Here is a 17677-nt window from a genome sequence, read left to right as displayed (position 1 = left end):
AGGCGCACGAGTGTGGGACAGGCGTGAAAGGAGTATTTGTATGAGTATTTTTGACAGGCTAAAGCAGTCCGCCGTGGATGCCGCGGCGACGGCAGCCACAGCCATTGGAAACAAGCGGGAAACCTTTACCTTTGCGGCCCTCCCTGAGAGCCTTGCCCAGCTGCAGGCTCTCCCGGAGGCGGCCCTTGACACCCCCTTTCAGGCGGCGGCGCTGACCGTGCTGGCCCTGTGCGCCTATGCCGCTGACCGGCAGATCGGCACGGATATGCTGAATTGGCTGCGGGGGCCCCGTCCTTTGAGCGGACAGGAGATCTCCTTCTTAAACGACCGCTTCCGTGACGGAAAGACCTACCTTCCCTTCACCTACTTTGCCGGCTCTACCCCCGACAACAATTACACACCCAACCAGCCCTATACCATCCGGGTGGAAAGCAACCATGTTTCCGGTGAGGAGCAGGGCTATATGAAACTGTTTATCCCCTGCGGCGGCGCGGACAGCCCTCGCCCCATCAAACTCCGACAGCGGGGCAGCGATGGGAAATGGTTCCTCTGGGAGCAATATCTGCTCACCGGTGTCCGCACCCCTAAGTCCGCCGACCCCTGGGCTTGAGTCAGGCGGCGCGGCTGTGGAGGCTCGGCTCATGGAAGCCGGAGCAGGCGGGAGCGATCAGAAAACCATCTGTATTTATCGGATTGGATAGAGGGTGCCGATCATGAAAACAGTGCTGTTTATATCATCCAATAAGGTGCTGGGACAGGGGTTGTCAGCGGCCATCCAGGCAAAGCCGGAGCTTGACTTCCTGTGGGCGGCCCAGCTCCATTATCCGCAGGCTGTGGTCGGCGTTGATATCTTTCATGCGGATGTGGTGATATTGGATATTGTGGATCAGGCGGATATGGATCAGGCGGTCGGGATCTGCCAACCTCTTCGGCAGGTTGAACAGGACCTCAAGATCCTGCTTCTGGTCAGGCCGGAACAGTCCGCCGTATGCAGCCGTGTCATAGATGCAAAAAATGCCGGACTGATCGATGATTTCGTCTTCTATGATAGTTCTCTGGCATATCTGCTGGCGAAATTGGCGGCGTTTTCATAGAATGATTGGGTATCAATGAAGAAAAACCAACTGCAATTATCTAACTTGTAACTACGAATAAATGGGTGATTGCTATGCGGCATGAGTCAAAATGGATCTGCTGTCCTCAGTGCGTGTGTTTGTCAAACGAAAATGTGAGCAAAAGGGCCCCAAAAAAGTGAGCACCTTCAGCACCAGATTTCATGTCGTGAGCAATGTTTTTCCCAAGTACCAAATGCTCACCTTTTGAGTACCCGGAAAGATGAGGGCCTTTTGCAAGAGTGAGTGCCCTGGGGGCCTAATGCTCACATCGGTCCCCCGGAGGCCAAACGCTCGCATCGGTGCCAATAGGGGCCAAGTGCTCACATCGGTGCCCAAAGCCCTTTTGCACTAATTTTGAGTACCCTAAGTGTATGCCCTCTGGCGGTTCAGGGACTGGGTAAGCCGGTAGCTTTCCCCAGAGAAAATCACAATATGGCTGTGGTGGATAAGCCGGTCAACGAGCGCCGCAGTCAGGCGGTTGTCCCCAAAGGCAGTGTTCCACTGAGAGAACTCCAGGTTTGAAGTAATAATCAGGCTCTTGCGCTCGTAGCAATCGGAAATCACTTGGAACAGCAGTTCAGCGGCGTCCTTGTGCAGAGGGACGAAACCAATCTCGTCAATCACAACAAGCTCTACCTTTTTCAGCGTACCCAGGTAATTGTTCAAGGTTCCCTTGGTGTTCTTTTCCAGCAGTATGTTTGCCAACTCAGCCGCAGTAAAGAAACGGACACGCCGCCCCTCCTGGCAGGCTTTCAAAGCAATAGCCGTAGCCAGATGGGTCTTTCCCGTCCCAACGCTCCCCATAAAAATCAGGTTCTCTTTTGGGGCAAGGAACTGGAGGTCGGTCATGTATTCCTGTGGCAAGCCGCCAGGAAGTTCAATGGCGGAGTTCCACACAAAATCATCCAGTGTCTTCATCACCCGGAAACCAGCCGTCTTTACCATGCGGTTAATCCGGTTGGTTTCTCGTTCCTGCAATTCCAGTGTCAAGAGATCGGTCACATACTGCTCGGTATTTTCGTAGGGGACGCTCCGCCAGCCTTTCGCCATGCCGCCCAGCTTCACTTGCCGCATGAGCTGTTCAATCTGTTCAGCCATGAGCCTCACCTCCCATCAGGCCATCATAGGCTGAGAGGTTTGGATTGTAGTTCAGCAATGGGGCTCCGGAGAGTTTAAGCGGATCTGGGCGGTACTCCTTCTTGGCAATCATGTAATAACACTGCCGCAGGCTGTCCACATCGACCCGGCCATTGGCGGCTGCCATTTCCAGAGCATCATCACAGAACTCAGAGTTTCCGTCAGCAACGATTTCGCTGAGAAGTTGCAGGGCGCTCTTCCGCTCTTTTCCCTTGGTGGAAGCAAGATAATCCTGCCACCGTTGCGGCATTTGGTGGAAGAAACGGGTATGCTCAATCGCTCCTGGCTTTTTGCAGAGGGTGGACACATACTGCGTCCAGTCGTAGACCTCATCATTGGTCTTGTAGCTTCTGGGAAAGCGTCCAACCGGTCTGTGGTCGTGGTAAAACTCTACATGGTCTAGAAGATTTTGGCCTGTACTTTTTCGCCGGCCAGCATGGGAGATAGCCCGTATTTATTCGTCTCAATCGTTGCAAAGCCTGTTTTACTCACGGTAAGCGTCGTGTAAGAGCCACCACTATATCATCAGTTTTGACCCACGGGACGCAGCCGACAATGTCCTGACCGTTGACCGGGCGCAGGCGTTGGGGCTGGCCTACTGCAAAGAGCATTTTCCCGGACACCAAGCCCTTGTCTGCACCCACCCGGACGGACACAACCACAGCGGCAATATCCATGTGCATATTGTCATCAACAGTCTGCGGATTGCCGAAGTGGAGCGCAAGCCCTACATGGACAGGGCAAGCGACACCAGAGCCGGGGACAAACACCGCTGCACCGCAGCAGCCATGCGGTATTTCCGCAGCGAAGTCATGGAGATGTGCCACCGGGAGGGACTTTACCAGATCGGCCTCTTGGAATATCAGCGCCCAAAGATGCCCTGACTTCTCCTGTGCGATTTTGCTTGGTATGGAATGTGCCATTTTGAGGCGGCAATCCGCAAATGGATTGCCGCCTTTTCTATCCTTGTATTGCTTGATTATATCATTGTATTGCTATAAATAACAATTACGCTCCATAAATATTTTCTCATTTTAATGATACCCTTTTAATAAAAGGGGTGCATTATGGAGACAGCATATCGGGAACAATTCATACGGTTTGGCCTGAAAGTGCAATACTACCGAAAATTGCATGGCATGACCCAGGAAGCCTTTGCTGATGCAATCGGCAAATCATGGTCATTTGTGGCAAAAGTCGAGAGTCCAACAAGACCGTTCGGCGTATCTATGGAAACCATATTTAAGATCGCGGAAGTGCTGGAGATCCCAGTTTCCAAACTGTTTGAAGATTAAAAAATCTCACGGCGAGACCTTATTCCGAAAGGAATTTCGTCTCACCGTGAGATTTATTTTATTCCCCATAATACAGTGGACGTCCAATGGAGGTAAAGCCCTCCAGGCCGGTGATCACCACATTATTTTGGCTGAACGCACAGTGGATGATGAGCAGGTTTCCTCTTTCATCTCTGCCGCCTACGATCCCCACATGCTCGTCACCGGGATAGAATACCAGATCACCTGGCTGGGCCTCATTCCAAGAGATGGGGATACAGTAGGTGTGCTGCATGTGAGCGCCGCCGCCGTGGCCTATGACGTACTCTCCATCAGTGACATTGTAAAATACCCAATCGATAAATCCACTGCAATCTAGCCCGTAAGGCAGGTAGGTTCCGGTAGTCGAACTGCCGTCTGCCCATACCTTGGTGAGTTGGCCCCAGCGGGAGTCCCAGCCAATTACCAAAGATTTACCTCCCCAGAAGTAGTTGACCTTGCCTACCAGTCTGCAGGCGGTCTCAACCACAGCCCGGCGTTCTGGGTCTAGATCAGCGGGCAGGTCAGCCAGCAGCTTCTTTGCTGTGGCGTCTGAGATCGTGAGATCCCCGGCCAAGGCAGCCAGCATGTCGGAATTTTCCAGCAGTTCATCCAGAGCTTTGTTCTGTTCCTCTGTGAAAGAATAAAATACCCGCATATCATCCGGCGTCCTTGCGGTGATCGTCACAGTGAGTATTTGCTCTGTCCAGGCCGGAGTGTCTCCGGAGGCGGGATGTTCCACCTCTCTGGAGGAGGAGGTCAGCTTTGTCATGTCCCAGAAAACTGTGCGCAGGGCCTCCACATTGGCCGCATCCAATATCGCCACAGTCGTTCCATCAGAAGCGCCCGCCGTTTTGGCGGCAAACACCGCCAAAATATCAGACCAGAGGGGCGGCTGTCCCTGGATCTCCAGCGTGTCATATCCACCCTCCGCCTGCATACTGGAGATCTTCTCTCCCAATTCGCCATTGATCTGTGCCACCGCCTGGGCGGGAGAGATGGCTCCGGTTGTTTCATCAGGCCCGGCAAAAAAGATGCCCAGCGGTGAGGCGAGGATGATGCCGCACAGACAGATGACAACCACCACCGCAATCACTACTCCACCGCCTGCTGTGGCCGCGGCGGCCAGAGCCTTAGCTGCCCCGATCACGGCGCGGAGCGCACGATTTGCCGCCTGTGCGGCCTGCCTGGCGGTCACACGGGTTGCCTTTGCGGCCTTTTGAGTTCGCGCCAGTCTGGCTCCCGCCTCCGCCGCACGGCGGGCCTGTCGGGCCGAGAATGCCTTTGATGGCGGTTTCCCACCTGGCTTTCCGATCCCAGCTGTCTTGCGAACGGGATGGGCAGCTTGCTTGACCGGCGCGCCCCGTTCTTTCACTGCTGTTTTGGCGGTACCGCCCATGGCCTGTCTGGGGGTCTCCCTGTGAGGCTTGGACTGCACACGAGAACCGCCCGCCTGCCCTGACACCTGCCGTGGCTGTTTGTGGATGTCCATACCTTGTGGCCGTTTTCCCGAGGGAGGAGCTGCGGAGGGAACGTCCTCTCCTGCGGGCAAGCGCCGACCCAGTTTTCCGCTGCGGAGAAGGGTACCCTGGCGCTCCCGCACAAAGGACGCTTTTCCCTGCTGCAAGGCGCTTGGCGGTGTGACAGGCGCGGGATCGGCTTGCATCTTCAGATAGGCGTCCTTGGTCTTGATATTTCTTTTTTGAGGCGTGTGGAGTGCGGACTGCGGCTGGGGGCGGCTTCTGCCCGCACTCTGCGCCCGGAGCGGATCTCCCGCTTCCCTCCCATGAAGACGGTCCCTTGGAGGCAGAATACTGTCATCTCTTGGCTTTGCGGCTTCCGGAGTATCATGACTGCCAGGGTAGCTGTCCGGGCCTGCATCCGGGGTGTGCTTTGCACCTTTCTTTCGTTTTCCCAGCAGACGCTCGGCCAGCTGCTTCGCCCGTTTGACACCGCTCACCTCGGCATCGCCCAGCTGGTCACCGCCGAAGTTATCCCGTTGGCCGTGTTGGGCCGTGTCCCGCAGCTGGCCCCGCAGGCGCTCTGTGCCGTCATCCAGCCCCCGCCGGATCAATTCCTTCGGCGCGGACTTGACCCGTTCTTTCAAAGTGTGCTGCACCTGGGGTTTCTCTTTGATTTTATCGATATATCTCACCTCGATCCAGGAGGGAGGGGCCTTGGCCCCTCCCTGGTTTTATTACGCGGCCAAGTCAGAGGGCTTGGTGGTCATCAGTTTATAGAGCTGCGTATGACGGGGGAAATTGTCCATGAAGGGCACAATGGCGCTGCCGCACTTGATGAGACCCCGTCCAAAGTCCACATTGGTGATGTAGGAGAGCTGGTTGTCGGAGATGTTCAGCAGCCGGGCCAGCTCCAGCCGGTCGGTGCTGGCCTGGTTGAGCATGACCAGGAATTCACTGTTGGCCAGCATGGTCCGGGCTGTGTGGGACTGGAGCAGATCGTCCACATTCTGGGTCAGGCCGGTACAGCAGGCACCGTACTTCCGCACCCGCTTCCAAAGGGTGAACAGAAAGTTGGCGCTGTACTCATGCTGGAACAGCAGATAAATCTCATCGATATAGATCCAGGTATTCCGCCCCAGGCGGCGGTTGCGGGTGATTCGGTTGAGAAAGCTGTCCAGGATCACCAGCATGCCCATGGAGAGCAGCTGTTTGCCAAGCTTCCGGATGTCATAACAGGCGATGCGGGAGCTCATGTCCACATTGGTGGGTTTGGCAAAGGTGTTGAGACTGCCCTCCGTGAACAGTTCCAGGGCCAGAGCCACATCCCGCGCCTCTGCCTCCGGCTGGCGCAGCAGTTCGGCGTGAAAGTCCTGGAGTGTGGGGGCCTGGCCCAGGCAGCCGTCCCGCACATAGTCGTGGTAGCACTGTGCTGTACAGCGGTCGATGATAGACTTCTCCTTGGCAGACAGCTTTCCGGCCCCCACAGACTGCTCACAGAGAGAAAGCAGGAACTCCGATTTCAGCACCACGGGGTTTTCCCCCTCGCCGTAGCCCTGCTCCATGTCCATGGCGTTGATGTGGTTGCTGGAGGTGGCGGAGATCTCCACCACCTCGCCCCCCAGCCCTTCTACCAGAGGACGGTATTCCGACTCCGGATCGATGATCAGGATGTCATCCTGGGTAGAGAGAGCCAGGGCGGTAATCTCCCGCTTGGCAGTAAAGGATTTACCGGAGCCGGACACCCCCAGAACAAATCCGTTGCCGTTGAGGAGCTGCTTGCGGTCGGCAATGATGAGATTTTTGCTGATGACATTCTGGCCGTAGTAGATGCCGCCCCGGTCCCGGATCTCCTGGGCTTTGAAGGGCATGAGGACGGCCAGGGCCTCGGTGGTCAGGGTCCGCAGGGCGTCGATCCGCCGCAGTCCCATGGGGAGAGCGGTAACAAGGCCCACGTCCTGCTGCCAGTTCAGAGTAGTTAGCTGACACAAATGCTTGCGTGCGATGGATTGGAGGGTCTCTGTATCGCTGTCCAGCTCCTCCTTGCTGTCGGCCAAATGCACCAGAGTCACCACAGCGAACATCATCCGCTGATCCCGTGTGGTCAGGTCATCCAGCATTTCCCGCGTCTCTTTCCGCTGCTGCTCCAGGTCGTAGGGCACCACCGCGGAGAAGTTATTGTTGCTGTTCTGCCGCCTCTGCCAGTTGGTGACATTGGTCTCCACCCCCAGCAGGCGGTTCTGCATCTCCCGCACAGCCTCATCGGTGGGGACGGGGATCACATCTATGGACAGCATCATGGTGCGGTTCAGGCTGGTAAGCTCATTGATCATGGAGTCCTTGATATAGCTGGCATACTCCTTGAGGAACATGGCCCGGCCATATTTATCGCCCATGATGAAGTGATCCTTCCGAAACTCCATGCTGTCCGGGCAGATGGCGTCCTTAAAGGAACGGCCTGTTTTCATGCACTCCCGCAGATCGATATGGAACCGGGACTCCTCGCCCACCCGGTAAAAATCATGGAGCACACGCAGCCGCTCCACCGCGTCCAGCTCCTCACAGTGGGAATCCAGGTGATTGAGCCGGGTAGTCACATCATTCATGACCCGGTCAAAGAAGGTGCGTGCCTCCTCGGGCGTTTTCTTATGGGCGGATACTGTGACATATCGCTCCTGCACCATGCTGTTGGAGGAGTCGGTGACCTTGTCCAGCAGCATGGCGTTGTACTCCGAACGGCCCCCGTCCAAATGGTCCCCCTGGGGCGGGATCAGGATTTCCTGCTCAAAGTTGCGGCGGTTGAGCCGTTTGTTGTTAATGGTGATTTTGGTGGTAGAGCCGGTGTCCAGGGCATTGAGCAGTTCCGAGTAGCCCAGGAACATGGAGGTCTTGTCCTCTTTGGAAGCGATGGCGTAATTGATGTCGGAAAAGCGGACGGTTTTCGAGAATTTCCCGCCAAACTGAAAAAGCCCATCCGGCCAGAGACGGCGGATGGGGATGGTATCCTGTACGGACTTGGGCACCGAAAGGTGCTCTTTGTCCTGCTTCAGTGTATTTTGAAGGGTCTTAATCAAGTCGGATGGCCTCCTTTATTGATGCGTGTTCCATGAGTTTGACATAGAGATCCTCCGTTCGGAATAAGAGCCGTTTGGGCATGAGAAATTCCGAGCGGATATAAGCCATGAGAAAGCGTTCCAGGGTCATGCCGTTGTAGGTGAAAAAACCGCCCAGGGCAAAGGGGAACGCGGCTAGGATGCACACCCAGCCGATCTCGCCTGTCCCAAGAACCGGACGCAGGCAAAAGTACATGGCCAGCGCCACCAGAACGGCCAGAAGGGCAAACAAAAATTGCCGCAGGGACAGGCCGAAGAATAGGCTTTCCTGATAATTGCGTACCTCTTTATTGATACGGACCTCCAAGGTCTCACCTCCTACATTTCTGTTTGGTTTTCATGGACAGACCGTTGCAAAGTCTGCCTGGCTATGGTACCATTTGCTCAACTTAGAAAGGGAGTGGAGCGTATGGCATACTTGATGCTCGGGATTGTAATGATTTTTCTCTCCATTGTGTTCCGGTTGGCAGCCGTGTTTCGCCTGACCATTCCACTGCTATATGCGCTGGTCGTCCCCACCGTGTTCCATGAATGGTATTATGCCCACCAGACTCTGGCCAACGTCATCTGGTATGCGCTGCTGGCGGTGGTAGTCCTATCCTGGGTAGTTTCCCTGATTCGGAAGGTTCGTGGCATTCTGCTTCGGCGGAGGGAGGACAAGATGCTGGAGCTTATCGTGCTCAACCGTATGCGGGAGGCACAAATGTATGGGAAACCAGAACCGGATGGAGGATATAAGATCCAGGTGGATGACCTGTTTGACGATAACTAACCAAGCCCCATCAATTCCCGGATGATCCGGTCGCTCATCTTGATCGAGCCTACCAGCACCAGCATATTGAAGATCAATTCTCCAATGTAGTTCCAGACCAGTGTGGCCGGTGCTGTGGAAGCGTCGCCCACAGCAGGTGGGGCGGAGGCAAACTGCGAAAAAATGACGCAGGCCAGCACAATGATACAGCCCTCCAGGCAGATGGCGGCATAGCTTTTGAGGAAAGCGACGCCGATGCTGCTGGAGGGCTGTCCCGCAAAACTAGACAGAGGGATGGGTGCGATAGCGGTTGCCATATAGAGCTTGAAAAAGCGGGAGTAAACGGTTAGGATCATAATGAGGGAGAGAACCCAGATAAACAGAGACCCCAGCAGGGTGACCGCCCAGAGGGGGATGGATTCCAACAGTCCCACGCTTTCAATGGCAGTAATGAGTTCCTCCGGCAGTGTGGTGGGTGACATGGCAGTCATGCCGGATGCGTCCATGATGGTGGATACTGCACCCTGGGCTATTCGGAACAGGGCGTTCATCAGTTCCATGCCATAGGTCACTGCCGCCTGGGCCAATACAAAGCGGATAAAGCACTTGAAGGCCACCTCCGGGCGCTTGATCTCGGTAAAGCTGCCGCAGGTCTTGACTACGCCCATCACGAAAAAGAGCACCAGCAGAGCGTAGCCGATGGCTTGGAGCGCGCCGTTGATGCTGACGATCACGTTCCAGATCCCGCCGCCTTTGAATTCCTCCGGGGTGGTGCTGATCAAAGTCCAGATCTCCGCAAGTTTGTCGTTCCAGGTCTGCAGGGCGGAATTCAGATTGTCTACGATCCAGTTTCCACTGCCCAATTACATCACCTCCCGTACAGGCTGTACTTCATGTTGCAGCCACTCCTTTCTCACCCACGGCCCGCAAAATGGGCCGTGGGTGTTCATATGTTTCTGTCTCATCAGCCGGTAATGAGGGTGAGGATCTCCTTGGTAAAGGTGATTACGATGCCACCAGCGATGGTAAGCATACCATTGGCCCGCTGAGAGGGGTCGTGGCTCTTGAGGGACAGGCCCAGCTGGAGGACGCCGAAGCCCAGCAGGATCAGGCCGATGGCCCGGATCAGGGAGAAGATGAACTCGGAAAGGTTGTTGACGACCGTCAGCGGATCGTCCGCGGCAAAAGCCGGGACAACCATAACGGTCAGCGCCAGAACGAGGCAGGAAAACAGGGCGTACAGTTTCCGTGCGCGGCGCTCATACTTACGGGTGGTCAGATTGTGTTTCATTCTGCAATCTCCTTTTCTTTGTTGGTTTCATCGGCAGAAATAACCTGGAAAAACGGTGTGCCTGGAATGGCCGGTGTGGTGTGATGTCCATGGTGAATATACGGCGCTCCGCCTCCATCCACAGTGTGACGGATTGCGGGGTGCTCGGTCAGTTCATACTTCAGATCCATGATGGGTTTTGCGCCTCGGATGAACAAGATGCAATAGCGATTATCCAGCGCACGGACCTCATCGGGGGTAAGCAGTTCCCGTCCACTCATCTGGAAATTGGTGGAGTAGGAGCCCGACTTGCCCTTGGTCTGTCCATGGGTTTTTGTGTCGATAGTGGCTTTACCCAGCGACTCAGAGATGTACTTGTGGGTGCTCTGCTCATTGCCGCCCAAGTAGAGGATGCTGTCTGAGTTACCAGGGATAGTTTCCCAGGAATCCTTATACAATTCCTTGATCTGAGCCATGTTCTGGATGATGGTGCTGGCAGAGATATTGCGTGAGCGCATGGTAGCCAGTTCTCGGGTAAAGCCAGGCAAAGGCATGGCCGCGAACTCATCCAATACAAAGTGGACGTGCTGGGGCAGCGCCCCATGATGGATCTGGTCCGCGCTGTAATAAAGCGTCTGAAACGCCTGGGAATAGAGCAGGGACACCAAAAAATTGAAGGTGTTGTCATTGTCCGGGATCACGGCGTAAAGAGCGCATTTCTTTTCTCCAAGAGTATAGAGGTCCATTTCGTCGTGATCCGTGATGGCCCGGATCTGGGGTAGGTTAAAGGGGGCCAGACGAACCGCAGCGGAGACCAAAATACTCTTGGCTGTCTTGCCCGCGCTCTGCTTGAATACTTTGTACTGCCTGAGAGCCACGCTCTCCGGGTTCTCCCGTTCCATGGCCTGAAACAGTAAATCCAGGGGGGAGAGATACTCGTCATCCTCCTCTCGGACCTCCGCGTATTCCAGCACCCGCATGACCATGGAGAAGTTCTGCTCATACTCCGGGGCCTCCTGGAACAGCATGAGGATGATGGCTTGGAGGAGCGCCGTCTCGGCTTTGGTCCAAAACGGATCAGATTCATGGCTGCCCTTTGGTGTGGTAGCTTGAATGAGGTTATTGACCAGCTTGAGGACATCTTTTTCATCTCTCAGATAGCGGAATGGGTTGTATCCGTCCGAATCCTCCAGGTTGACCAGGTTGAGTACCCGGATGTCATATCCCTTGCTTTTCAGCCACCCTCCGGTGGCTGTGAGCACCTCCATTTTCGGGTCGGTAATGACATAATTGGTGTTGGCCTCCAGAATGTTTGGTTTCACATAGCTGCGGGTCTTGGCCGCGCCGCTGCCGCCAATAACCAGGACGTTGAGGGAGCGGCGGTGTTTGTGGGTGTCCAGGCCCAAGCGGACATGGCGGGTCAGGATCTTGTTCTCTTTTTGGCGGAACATGGCGTTGACCTGCCGGGGAGAACCCCAGGCGGCGGAGCCGTGCTCCTCGCCGTCCCGCGTGCGCCGCTGTTCCGAGGCGTAGACGCATAGACCCATGATATAGAGGCCGGTGCAGATCAGGATGGACAGCAGGCTTTTGTCTGTCCAATGGATATCCAGCGGGTGCTGAAGCGCCGCTGTCAGGTTGGTAAGAAGTTCCGGCAATCCACGCCCCAAGGATTGAGCAATGAGCAATGCGCCCCAGACCACCGGAACATAGAAAAACAGGGCCAGGATAATGTCCCCGGCCCTGGAGCTTTGTTTCAGGAAAATTCACCTCCTGATAATTCTCGTGTGTCATAAAGTAACACACAGAAATTTGACAGGCAACTACTTACTATCTCGTATATTTTTATGTCTTTATTTTGAATTATGCGTATACCAAACATTAAATATTTTTCTAAACAGTCGATAATATTTTATAGAAAGAATTTTGTGACAATTGAAAAGCTTTTCTTGTTGCTTTTTATACTGTTTAAGGACAAAGAGGAGGAATCGAAAATGAATGTGTCCACAGCATTTATTCCTGGTACATATCATAACTCGAACACTCACAATGTCGCTGCAAAAGGTATGTCACAGGCAACCAGCACCAAGTTCAGCAGAGAGGACACCGTGGAAATCAGTGGGAAAAAAGCTGTCAAGGATACCTCTGATACTACAGAGATTGAGAACAATACCTCGTTGCCGGACACAGTTGTTGAAAATATTCGAAGAATGGCGAGAGAAGATGCCAAAAAGGGCGTTTATATGGATGAAGAATATGTTGCATATCGGTACGCCTATAAAAATCAGCATATTTCTCCAGACCGTCCCAAACTTTTAATGGGGTTAAATAAAATTCTTTCTACCTTGCCCCGTATCGTCAATCGGTTTCAGACTTTTTCTTTGATGGGCTGCCGGGCGACTGTCGATTTTTATAGCTCTTTTTCCACGTTTTATAACAGTAATGGAGAAAAAATTATGACTTGTGATTCCGATGGCGATGTTATGGAATTTCCAACAAAGGCGGAAAGCAAGTATTACAGTGAAACGACAGCCGTCTATGCCGAAGCCTATGATGCGGCCCGTGCGGAGATGAAAGCTCAGGCTGCTGGTAGTACTGAAGCATCGCTGGCCAGTGTGGATGTTAAAGCCTGATTGTGTATCGGAATAACCTCGGGTAGTTTAGAGGCGCTATGAGCACATGAGAGTTTGGATAATTACGGCTAACTTTGGACACTCCTATTACTTTTTTCATACAGAAGCAAAGACGAAGAGGACTCAGCAGTTGGATTCCACTGCTGAGTCCTCTTTTCTTATGGCATAATCATAACACATGGAATGTGCTGTTGTTTGGCATAAGCGATGGTATTTCTGGTTCCACCACGCTCACCCGTATAAACCGCAATCACCCGTCCGGAGTGATCTACCATCCATTCATTGCGACGCTGGTATGCGGAATAGGAGAACTCCCTACTAATGCAGCGCACCATATCTGCGTGCCGTATCACCTCCACATAACGATCAGTCCACGACGCACTCCAATGAAGTCCGAAATTTTCATACGGAAGTGCGCAGAGCAGCTTCAGTCGGGCATCTGATACTCTGCGTTTAAGAACCAGCTCTGCCGCGCAAATATCTACCCCCTTTGCCATCCCTGAAATAAATGTAGTAAACCCATCCTCTATCGCTCGGTCGATTTCCAGTCCTAATCGTACACATAACTGTTCTTCTGAGATGTTCAGCTTTTCTGGTCTGTGTCCCGTAAAGCAGCAACGATGCTGCCGTAGTTCTTGCTCATGCATAAACCACCCCTCCCTTGGTATAGACTATAACATTATCTAATGCAATAGTCTATATCCTCAAGTGAGCAATTCCTTATTATCTAACCATAACATTAGATAATAGGAGCATAAGATATGGTGAAACTGAATGTGTTGGAATTGCTGGAGAAACAGGGCAGGACAAAATATTGGCTCTATAAGCAACTTGGAATGAGCTATCAGAATTTCAACCGTATGGTGAACAATGAAACTCAGTCTATCAAATTGGAGCGAATTGAAACCCTGTGTTTATTGCTAAACTGCACACCAAATGATTTGTTTTTAATTGATTGTGAGTGTGAACATACGCCCCAACCGTAGGGGCATTATCTCTGCTTGGGGCGTCCTTTTTGTTTGCTTCTGGCCGGAGCCGCTTTGTGCTGCCGATTTAGCTGTTCCCGGTATCCCTTCAGCTGTGCCAGAACAGAGGGGCGCTCATGAGTCGTCTCCGTACTGATTTCGCTCTTGGATATACTGGAGCTGTCGCTGATACCGGCCAAGTCGAACTCCGACCGAGACTCTTTTTTTGGCGTTCTTTCCTCCCGGATCACGGAATCCCGCATGGGGGCTTGCTCCTTGGTTGGTGTACTCTGGCGATCCTGCGGAAGGTATCGAATGCGCTCAAAAATGAGATTGGCTCGCTCCAGCTCTGTGACTGGCATGGCCACATCTACCACCTTGCCCCGCCCATCTGAATCCCGGATGACAGAAAACAGGATCTTCTGTTTGACCGCTCTCTGCTTGAATGCCTGATACTGTTCCGGCGACATGGGGAACATTCGGATATCCCGTGTCTCCCGGAGCATTTTTCCCATGTTGACCTTCCCGGACAGGGTCTTGTGATGCTTTGCCAAAGCCAGCGTGATGGCCAGTAGATTTTTGAGAGCGGATGCACCCAGCCGAACCGTCACTTCTGTGCCGGTCAACATCATGCGAACCATTTGGTCGGCAGCCTCACCGCCTCCGATGTTCATCGTGTTCCACCTCTTTTCCTCTTGTTTCGGTTTTGCGGATATCTTCTTCCATCTGCTTGCTTGCCGTCTGGATCTCCCGACACAGAGCCAGCTTTTTGCGTTCTGCGCGGATCTGCCGGTTCAGATCGGCAAGTTGGTTATACACCTCCGTTTTTTCTTTTGTCAGATGCTCTAAAGGGATGCCGCACTGTTCCAATAGGCGTACGGCTTGCATGTAGCGGGCAAACTCATCTTCCATGCCGGACAGCCCGTTCTCATAGAGTGCCTTGGCCGGTGCCAGGGCCTCCACATCCGCCAGGGCGTCGTACAGCGCCTGCCGCTTCTTTTTGCGCACATTGAGGATGGTGCGCTGCTTCATCAGATTGGCCAGAGTTTCCTCTGTGCGGCTTTGGTAGGCGGTCATTTCGTCAGTGGTGGAAATGTTGTTCTCTCGCAGGAAAGCGAACTGTGTTCGGTACTGCTCAAACTTCATGACTTCCTGCCGCAGGTGCGGCGTCATCCTGGGGGGATACTGTCGCTGTTCGATTTTTCCCAGCAGGTAGAGATAATGAACGTACAGGGCCAAAAAGCCCGTGTATTTGGGGTGTCTGCGGTAGGGACGAAACATGGGCCTGTCAGAAAATGCGGCCCGTTGACCCGTCTCGATTTCCTCCAAATTGCCCAGGATGGCGGCACGGATACCGTTCTCTGTGAAGGTGGCATTTTTTCTGCCTGGATACTGAAACCGCTCCTGGCCCCGCAGACGGAATCCCAGACGGTTTCCGTGGCGGATCTCGTAGCCCTTGTGCTCCATGAGCAGGAAGAAGTGCCCCAGGTCATTGGCGTCCTCAATGGACTCCCGGAGATCCGCCTCCAGCATGGAGCGGAAGGTGGGTTGACCTTTGGATTGACGCAGCCACTCCACATAGCTCATGGATTTGGAGGTCTCTCCGGATAGGATCACAGAGAGGCCGTGCTCCCGGCACAGCCGGTCTGAGATGGCCCGGATCTGGCAGTAATAGCTTCTGGCATTGCTATGATATTTCTCGCCGGTGTCCGCGTTCACAGAGTTGAACACAATGTGCGAATGGATATGCCCCCGATCCACATGGGTGGCAATTACCGCCTCGTAACCGTCCAGATGCTCCGCAGCGAAAGTCTTGGCAATTTTCAGAGCCAGCTCGGGAGAGATTTCACCGGGCTTGAAGGACTGGACAATATGGTAATACTGGACGCCCCCCATGTTTTCGGTGTCCCGTTTAGTCTCCAGCATCTGACGGCATTCCCGGCCTGGCTCACAGCCCTGATGGGCGGTGAGGATCTTCTGCTCCGTCTTATCGCCGTTGAGGATGTAGTCGATCCCGATATCCAGCCGACCTTTTCGGGCCAGGATCTTGGTGACAGCCATTACGGATTGGCCACCTGGTACATCAACTCATAGACTTTATCCAGCAGGAACAGTCCACGCCTGGCATCCTCTGCCGTGGCGATACCGGCATTGACGCTGCGGGCGATCTGGTTGATGTTATTGCCGATGTGATGGATCTCCGTGCGGAGGTCTTTGATTTCCTGGGAGGGTCTGGCCCGGATCGGAGTCCCGTCGATGAGCCGGACGATATAAGCTCGTTTACACAGCCCGCAGAGTTTGGCCTGACGGCAGAGCTGCTGATACTGCTCCGCCGTCAGCTCAATGTGCAGATGGTGTTTTTCTTTTGGGAGCCCCAAGCGTTCCTCCTTTCTGCGGCTCTGCCGCAAACCTTCCGCCCGCAGGCGGCATTGGGGTCAGGGGTTTCCCCTGCAAGCGCGCAAAATGTACATTTGCGCTATGCTTGCCCAACGCCGCCCAGGCGGCGTTGGCTCGGCCCCGCCGAAGCGGGGCCTGCCTTCAAGCGGTAGGTGGATTATGATCATGGCAGGCCGGGCCTGCCAACTCCATAGAAAAGAAAAATTACCGCTCTGGACCGGAGCGGCGATGCTTACTTTGTGGCCTGGCATACTCGATATCCTTCAGTTCCAGTGCGGAACGGCGGGGGATGTAGGCGGCATATCTGGCGTAACTGTATCCATCACTGTTCACAAGGATGCCGTCCTGCTGCTCTCGACAGCATATCAACAGGCAGCGAAGCGCACCGTTATGCGGATCTACGCCGGTGAGTGCCGTGTTGTCTCTCAGAAAGGGGACATCCTCCTGTAAATTGGCGGAAAAACAGCGGTATTGCTGTTCGGTCAGATGGATGACTTTCACGACCTGGAAGGGTGTGAAGCCTACCATGCTGTTGTCCTCCTGCAACGCCCGAACATGGTTTGGCTTCCGGTAGAATTTTGCAGAAGCTATTTTCTCTGTCATAATCATCTCCATTTCGATGCAAGGGTGTCTACTGAAACACCCTGAAGGTAAAAAAATCCAAGCAGGGTGTCTGTTGTGACACCCTGCTTGGATTTTCCTGTTCAATTATCGTTCCGGGGAACGGCTCTTTTTCCGTGTTGTCCGTGATCCCGTTGGAGGATTTGGTCGCTCGATCTTGGGCAGTGGCTCCAAGGATATCTCGCTTAGATCCACGTCCAAAGGTTTGGACGCATTTTCCAAGACATGCTTGAGGCTGTGCTGGACTCCGATATTGGTCACGTCAATCTCATTGACACACTGACTCAACCAGGGAAACTGTTCCGCCAATTGCTCCATCAGACCGATCACATCCAATGTAGTCAGTTTTTCTGCTGAGACATACACAGAATACTGGCGATGTTCAAATCCGTTGGCCGTCATAAATCGGCGGATATCTTGATACGCCTTTTTATAGTATTGCGCATTTTGAGGCGGCTCCGTATGCGGGTAGAGCTGTTTCAATGACTCCTGGTGCAGATCAAATGTAATCTGCTTTCTACTGCCGGTGTTGGACATATTAGGCCATCTTCCGTCTTTGGATCTTCCACGCTTGGGACAGCACATCCTCCTGAGTGCCATCATCATCATGCCAAGTGCAGGAAGCTGCAAACTTGGGGAACCAATCTGTCCGAAGCAATGCCATCAAAATGGCCCACATATTGGAGAAATCTTCTTCACCGCCACAGCCCGCAAAGGACAGCCTCTCTCCATTGGAAATGCAGTGCAATCCTTTTGCTGCAAAGCTTTTCTGGATCGTCTGCCGCACAGCCTCCACAGTATATCCGTATTGCTGGATCTGTTCCTTGTCAAAGGTGAACTCGACTTTCATGTGCGTACCTCCTCCTATTGTCTCATTATACCTGCCTACTGGGAAGTTATCAAGG

General features: G+C 53.7%; 21 protein-coding genes and 1 pseudogene. 7 read left to right on the top strand and 15 right to left on the bottom strand.

Going from position 1 to position 17677, the window contains the following annotated elements; genetic code table 11:
• Nucleotides 1–40 precede the first annotated feature (40 nt).
• Together ACTQ3R_RS12750 and ACTQ3R_RS12745 are read left to right on the top strand one after the other, a co-directional pair.
• Nucleotides 41–610, top strand: coding sequence for a DUF6935 domain-containing protein (locus tag ACTQ3R_RS12750; RefSeq protein ID WP_087347534.1), 570 nt, complete (start codon nt 41–43; stop codon nt 608–610).
• 103 nt (nt 611–713) lie between these two features.
• Complete coding sequence (locus tag ACTQ3R_RS12745) at nt 714–1094, top strand: hypothetical protein (protein WP_075705351.1); 381 nt, start codon at nt 714–716, stop codon at nt 1092–1094.
• A 384-nt stretch (nt 1095–1478) separates the two neighbouring features.
• Here the strand turns inward: ACTQ3R_RS12745 and istB are convergent, their stop codons facing one another.
• Both istB and ACTQ3R_RS12735 read right to left on the bottom strand, forming a co-directional pair.
• Nucleotides 1479–2213 (bottom strand): IS21-like element helper ATPase IstB, encoded by a 735-nt coding sequence (gene istB, locus ACTQ3R_RS12740; RefSeq protein WP_441779598.1) that lies wholly within the window; start codon nt 2211–2213, stop codon nt 1479–1481.
• On the bottom strand, nt 2206–2559 hold the full coding sequence (locus tag ACTQ3R_RS12735) for a hypothetical protein (RefSeq protein ID WP_441779597.1): 354 nt from the start codon (nt 2557–2559) through the stop codon (nt 2206–2208). Before ACTQ3R_RS12735 ends, istB begins: the two co-directional genes overlap by 8 nt.
• 199 nt (nt 2560–2758) lie before the next feature.
• Between ACTQ3R_RS12735 and ACTQ3R_RS12730 the strand changes: the two are divergent.
• Together ACTQ3R_RS12730 and ACTQ3R_RS12725 are read left to right on the top strand one after the other, a co-directional pair.
• A pseudogene (locus ACTQ3R_RS12730) lies at nt 2759–3109 on the top strand (relaxase/mobilization nuclease domain-containing protein); the annotation flags it as partial.
• A 210-nt stretch (nt 3110–3319) separates the two neighbouring features.
• The gene (locus ACTQ3R_RS12725; RefSeq protein ID WP_008979978.1) at nt 3320–3547 is read left to right on the top strand and encodes a helix-turn-helix domain-containing protein; all 228 of its coding nucleotides are present in this window, start codon (nt 3320–3322) and stop codon (nt 3545–3547) included.
• Nucleotides 3548–3605: 58 nt separating this feature from the next.
• On the opposite strand, the gene ACTQ3R_RS12720 is transcribed toward ACTQ3R_RS12725, so the two are convergent.
• From ACTQ3R_RS12720 to ACTQ3R_RS12710, 3 genes are all read right to left on the bottom strand, one after another.
• Nucleotides 3606–5672: an NlpC/P60 family protein gene (locus ACTQ3R_RS12720; protein ID WP_441779596.1), complete on the bottom strand. Its 2067-nt coding sequence runs from the start codon at nt 5670–5672 to the stop codon at nt 3606–3608.
• A 90-nt stretch (nt 5673–5762) separates the two neighbouring features.
• The gene (locus ACTQ3R_RS12715; protein WP_441779595.1) at nt 5763–8099 is read right to left on the bottom strand and encodes a VirB4-like conjugal transfer ATPase, CD1110 family; all 2337 of its coding nucleotides are present in this window, start codon (nt 8097–8099) and stop codon (nt 5763–5765) included.
• Entirely contained in the window at nt 8092–8445 is a 354-nt protein-coding gene (locus ACTQ3R_RS12710; protein ID WP_441779594.1) for a PrgI family protein, read from the bottom strand. The genes ACTQ3R_RS12715 and ACTQ3R_RS12710 overlap by 8 nt, the downstream gene beginning before the upstream one ends.
• A 102-nt stretch (nt 8446–8547) precedes the next feature.
• Between ACTQ3R_RS12710 and ACTQ3R_RS12705 the strand changes: the two genes are divergently transcribed.
• Nucleotides 8548–8910: a molecular chaperone GrpE gene (locus ACTQ3R_RS12705; protein WP_441779593.1), complete on the top strand. Its 363-nt coding sequence runs from the start codon at nt 8548–8550 to the stop codon at nt 8908–8910.
• On the opposite strand, the gene ACTQ3R_RS12700 is transcribed toward ACTQ3R_RS12705, so the two are convergent.
• From ACTQ3R_RS12700 to ACTQ3R_RS12690, 3 genes are all read right to left on the bottom strand, one after another.
• Nucleotides 8907–9752 carry a hypothetical protein gene (locus ACTQ3R_RS12700; protein ID WP_130848157.1) on the bottom strand — a complete coding sequence of 282 codons (846 nt, stop codon included), beginning with the start codon at nt 9750–9752 and terminating at the stop codon, nt 8907–8909. The genes ACTQ3R_RS12705 and ACTQ3R_RS12700 overlap by 4 nt on opposite strands.
• A gap of 101 nt (nt 9753–9853) precedes the next feature.
• Complete coding sequence (locus ACTQ3R_RS12695; RefSeq protein WP_087348174.1) at nt 9854–10180, bottom strand: formate hydrogenlyase; 327 nt, start codon at nt 10178–10180, stop codon at nt 9854–9856.
• Nucleotides 10177–11814, bottom strand: coding sequence for a VirD4-like conjugal transfer protein, CD1115 family (locus ACTQ3R_RS12690; protein ID WP_441779592.1), 1638 nt, complete (start codon nt 11812–11814; stop codon nt 10177–10179). Before ACTQ3R_RS12690 ends, ACTQ3R_RS12695 begins: the two co-directional genes overlap by 4 nt.
• 336 nt (nt 11815–12150) lie before the next feature.
• On the opposite strand from ACTQ3R_RS12690, the gene ACTQ3R_RS12685 reads away from it, so the two are divergent.
• On the top strand, nt 12151–12789 hold the full coding sequence (locus ACTQ3R_RS12685) for a hypothetical protein (RefSeq protein WP_020989462.1): 639 nt from the start codon (nt 12151–12153) through the stop codon (nt 12787–12789).
• Nucleotides 12790–12947: 158 nt separating this feature from the next.
• Here ACTQ3R_RS12685 and ACTQ3R_RS12680 read toward each other — a convergent pair whose 3' ends face one another.
• Nucleotides 12948–13436, bottom strand: coding sequence for an SLOG family protein (locus ACTQ3R_RS12680; RefSeq protein ID WP_441779591.1), 489 nt, complete (start codon nt 13434–13436; stop codon nt 12948–12950).
• A 114-nt stretch (nt 13437–13550) separates the two neighbouring features.
• On the opposite strand from ACTQ3R_RS12680, the gene ACTQ3R_RS12675 reads away from it, so the two are divergent.
• Nucleotides 13551–13775: a helix-turn-helix domain-containing protein gene (locus tag ACTQ3R_RS12675; RefSeq protein ID WP_441779590.1), complete on the top strand. Its 225-nt coding sequence runs from the start codon at nt 13551–13553 to the stop codon at nt 13773–13775.
• A 5-nt stretch (nt 13776–13780) separates the two neighbouring features.
• Here ACTQ3R_RS12675 and ACTQ3R_RS12670 read toward each other — a convergent pair whose 3' ends face one another.
• The 6 genes from ACTQ3R_RS12670 to ACTQ3R_RS12645 form a co-directional block, all read right to left on the bottom strand.
• Nucleotides 13781–14428 carry a DUF3801 domain-containing protein gene (locus tag ACTQ3R_RS12670; protein ID WP_441779589.1) on the bottom strand — a complete coding sequence of 216 codons (648 nt, stop codon included), beginning with the start codon at nt 14426–14428 and terminating at the stop codon, nt 13781–13783.
• A complete protein-coding gene (locus tag ACTQ3R_RS12665; protein ID WP_441779588.1) occupies nt 14409–15815 on the bottom strand; it encodes a relaxase/mobilization nuclease domain-containing protein in 1407 nt (468 codons plus the stop codon). Before ACTQ3R_RS12665 ends, ACTQ3R_RS12670 begins: the two co-directional genes overlap by 20 nt.
• Nucleotides 15815–16132, bottom strand: a complete 318-nt coding sequence (locus ACTQ3R_RS12660) for a plasmid mobilization protein (RefSeq protein WP_087378833.1) — start codon at nt 16130–16132, stop codon at nt 15815–15817. The genes ACTQ3R_RS12665 and ACTQ3R_RS12660 overlap by 1 nt, the downstream gene beginning before the upstream one ends.
• A gap of 223 nt (nt 16133–16355) precedes the next feature.
• Nucleotides 16356–16679 (bottom strand): DUF6329 domain-containing protein, encoded by a 324-nt coding sequence (locus ACTQ3R_RS12655; RefSeq protein ID WP_441779587.1) that lies wholly within the window; start codon nt 16677–16679, stop codon nt 16356–16358.
• A 180-nt stretch (nt 16680–16859) separates the two neighbouring features.
• Entirely contained in the window at nt 16860–17309 is a 450-nt protein-coding gene (vapD, locus tag ACTQ3R_RS12650; protein ID WP_441779586.1) for a VapD family protein, read from the bottom strand.
• A gap of 1 nt (nt 17310) precedes the next feature.
• Nucleotides 17311–17622 carry a hypothetical protein gene (locus tag ACTQ3R_RS12645; RefSeq protein ID WP_087187549.1) on the bottom strand — a complete coding sequence of 104 codons (312 nt, stop codon included), beginning with the start codon at nt 17620–17622 and terminating at the stop codon, nt 17311–17313.
• Nucleotides 17623–17677 lie beyond the last annotated feature (55 nt).

Origin of the sequence: Lawsonibacter sp. LCP25S3_E2, from assembly GCF_052117285.1 — a bacterium.
GTDB lineage: Bacteria > Bacillota > Clostridia > Oscillospirales > Oscillospiraceae > Lawsonibacter.
Note: the sequence above shows the minus strand (reverse complement) of the source record. Positions and strands in the feature narration are given on the sequence as shown.

Bases quoted from the DNA above. Each gene is read 5' to 3' on its own strand.
- ACTQ3R_RS12670 (WP_441779589.1), bottom strand. From the start codon at position 14,428: ATGAACATCGGAGGCGGTGAGGCTGCCGACCAAATGGTTCGCATGATG.
- ACTQ3R_RS12680 (WP_441779591.1), bottom strand. From the start codon at position 13,436: ATGCATGAGCAAGAACTACGGCAGCATCGTTGCTGCTTTACGGGACAC.
- ACTQ3R_RS12685 (WP_020989462.1), top strand. From the start codon at position 12,151: ATGAATGTGTCCACAGCATTTATTCCTGGTACATATCATAACTCGAAC.
- vapD (WP_441779586.1), bottom strand. From the start codon at position 17,309: ATGTCCAACACCGGCAGTAGAAAGCAGATTACATTTGATCTGCACCAG.
- ACTQ3R_RS12695 (WP_087348174.1), bottom strand. From the start codon at position 10,180: ATGAAACACAATCTGACCACCCGTAAGTATGAGCGCCGCGCACGGAAA.
- ACTQ3R_RS12645 (WP_087187549.1), bottom strand. From the start codon at position 17,622: ATGAAAGTCGAGTTCACCTTTGACAAGGAACAGATCCAGCAATACGGA.
- ACTQ3R_RS12655 (WP_441779587.1), bottom strand. From the start codon at position 16,679: ATGGTAGGCTTCACACCCTTCCAGGTCGTGAAAGTCATCCATCTGACC.
- ACTQ3R_RS12675 (WP_441779590.1), top strand. From the start codon at position 13,551: ATGGTGAAACTGAATGTGTTGGAATTGCTGGAGAAACAGGGCAGGACA.
- ACTQ3R_RS12705 (WP_441779593.1), top strand. From the start codon at position 8,548: ATGGCATACTTGATGCTCGGGATTGTAATGATTTTTCTCTCCATTGTG.
- istB (WP_441779598.1), bottom strand. From the start codon at position 2,213: ATGGCTGAACAGATTGAACAGCTCATGCGGCAAGTGAAGCTGGGCGGC.
- ACTQ3R_RS12725 (WP_008979978.1), top strand. From the start codon at position 3,320: ATGGAGACAGCATATCGGGAACAATTCATACGGTTTGGCCTGAAAGTG.
- ACTQ3R_RS12750 (WP_087347534.1), top strand. From the start codon at position 41: ATGAGTATTTTTGACAGGCTAAAGCAGTCCGCCGTGGATGCCGCGGCG.
- ACTQ3R_RS12745 (WP_075705351.1), top strand. From the start codon at position 714: ATGAAAACAGTGCTGTTTATATCATCCAATAAGGTGCTGGGACAGGGG.
- ACTQ3R_RS12665 (WP_441779588.1), bottom strand. From the start codon at position 15,815: ATGGCTGTCACCAAGATCCTGGCCCGAAAAGGTCGGCTGGATATCGGG.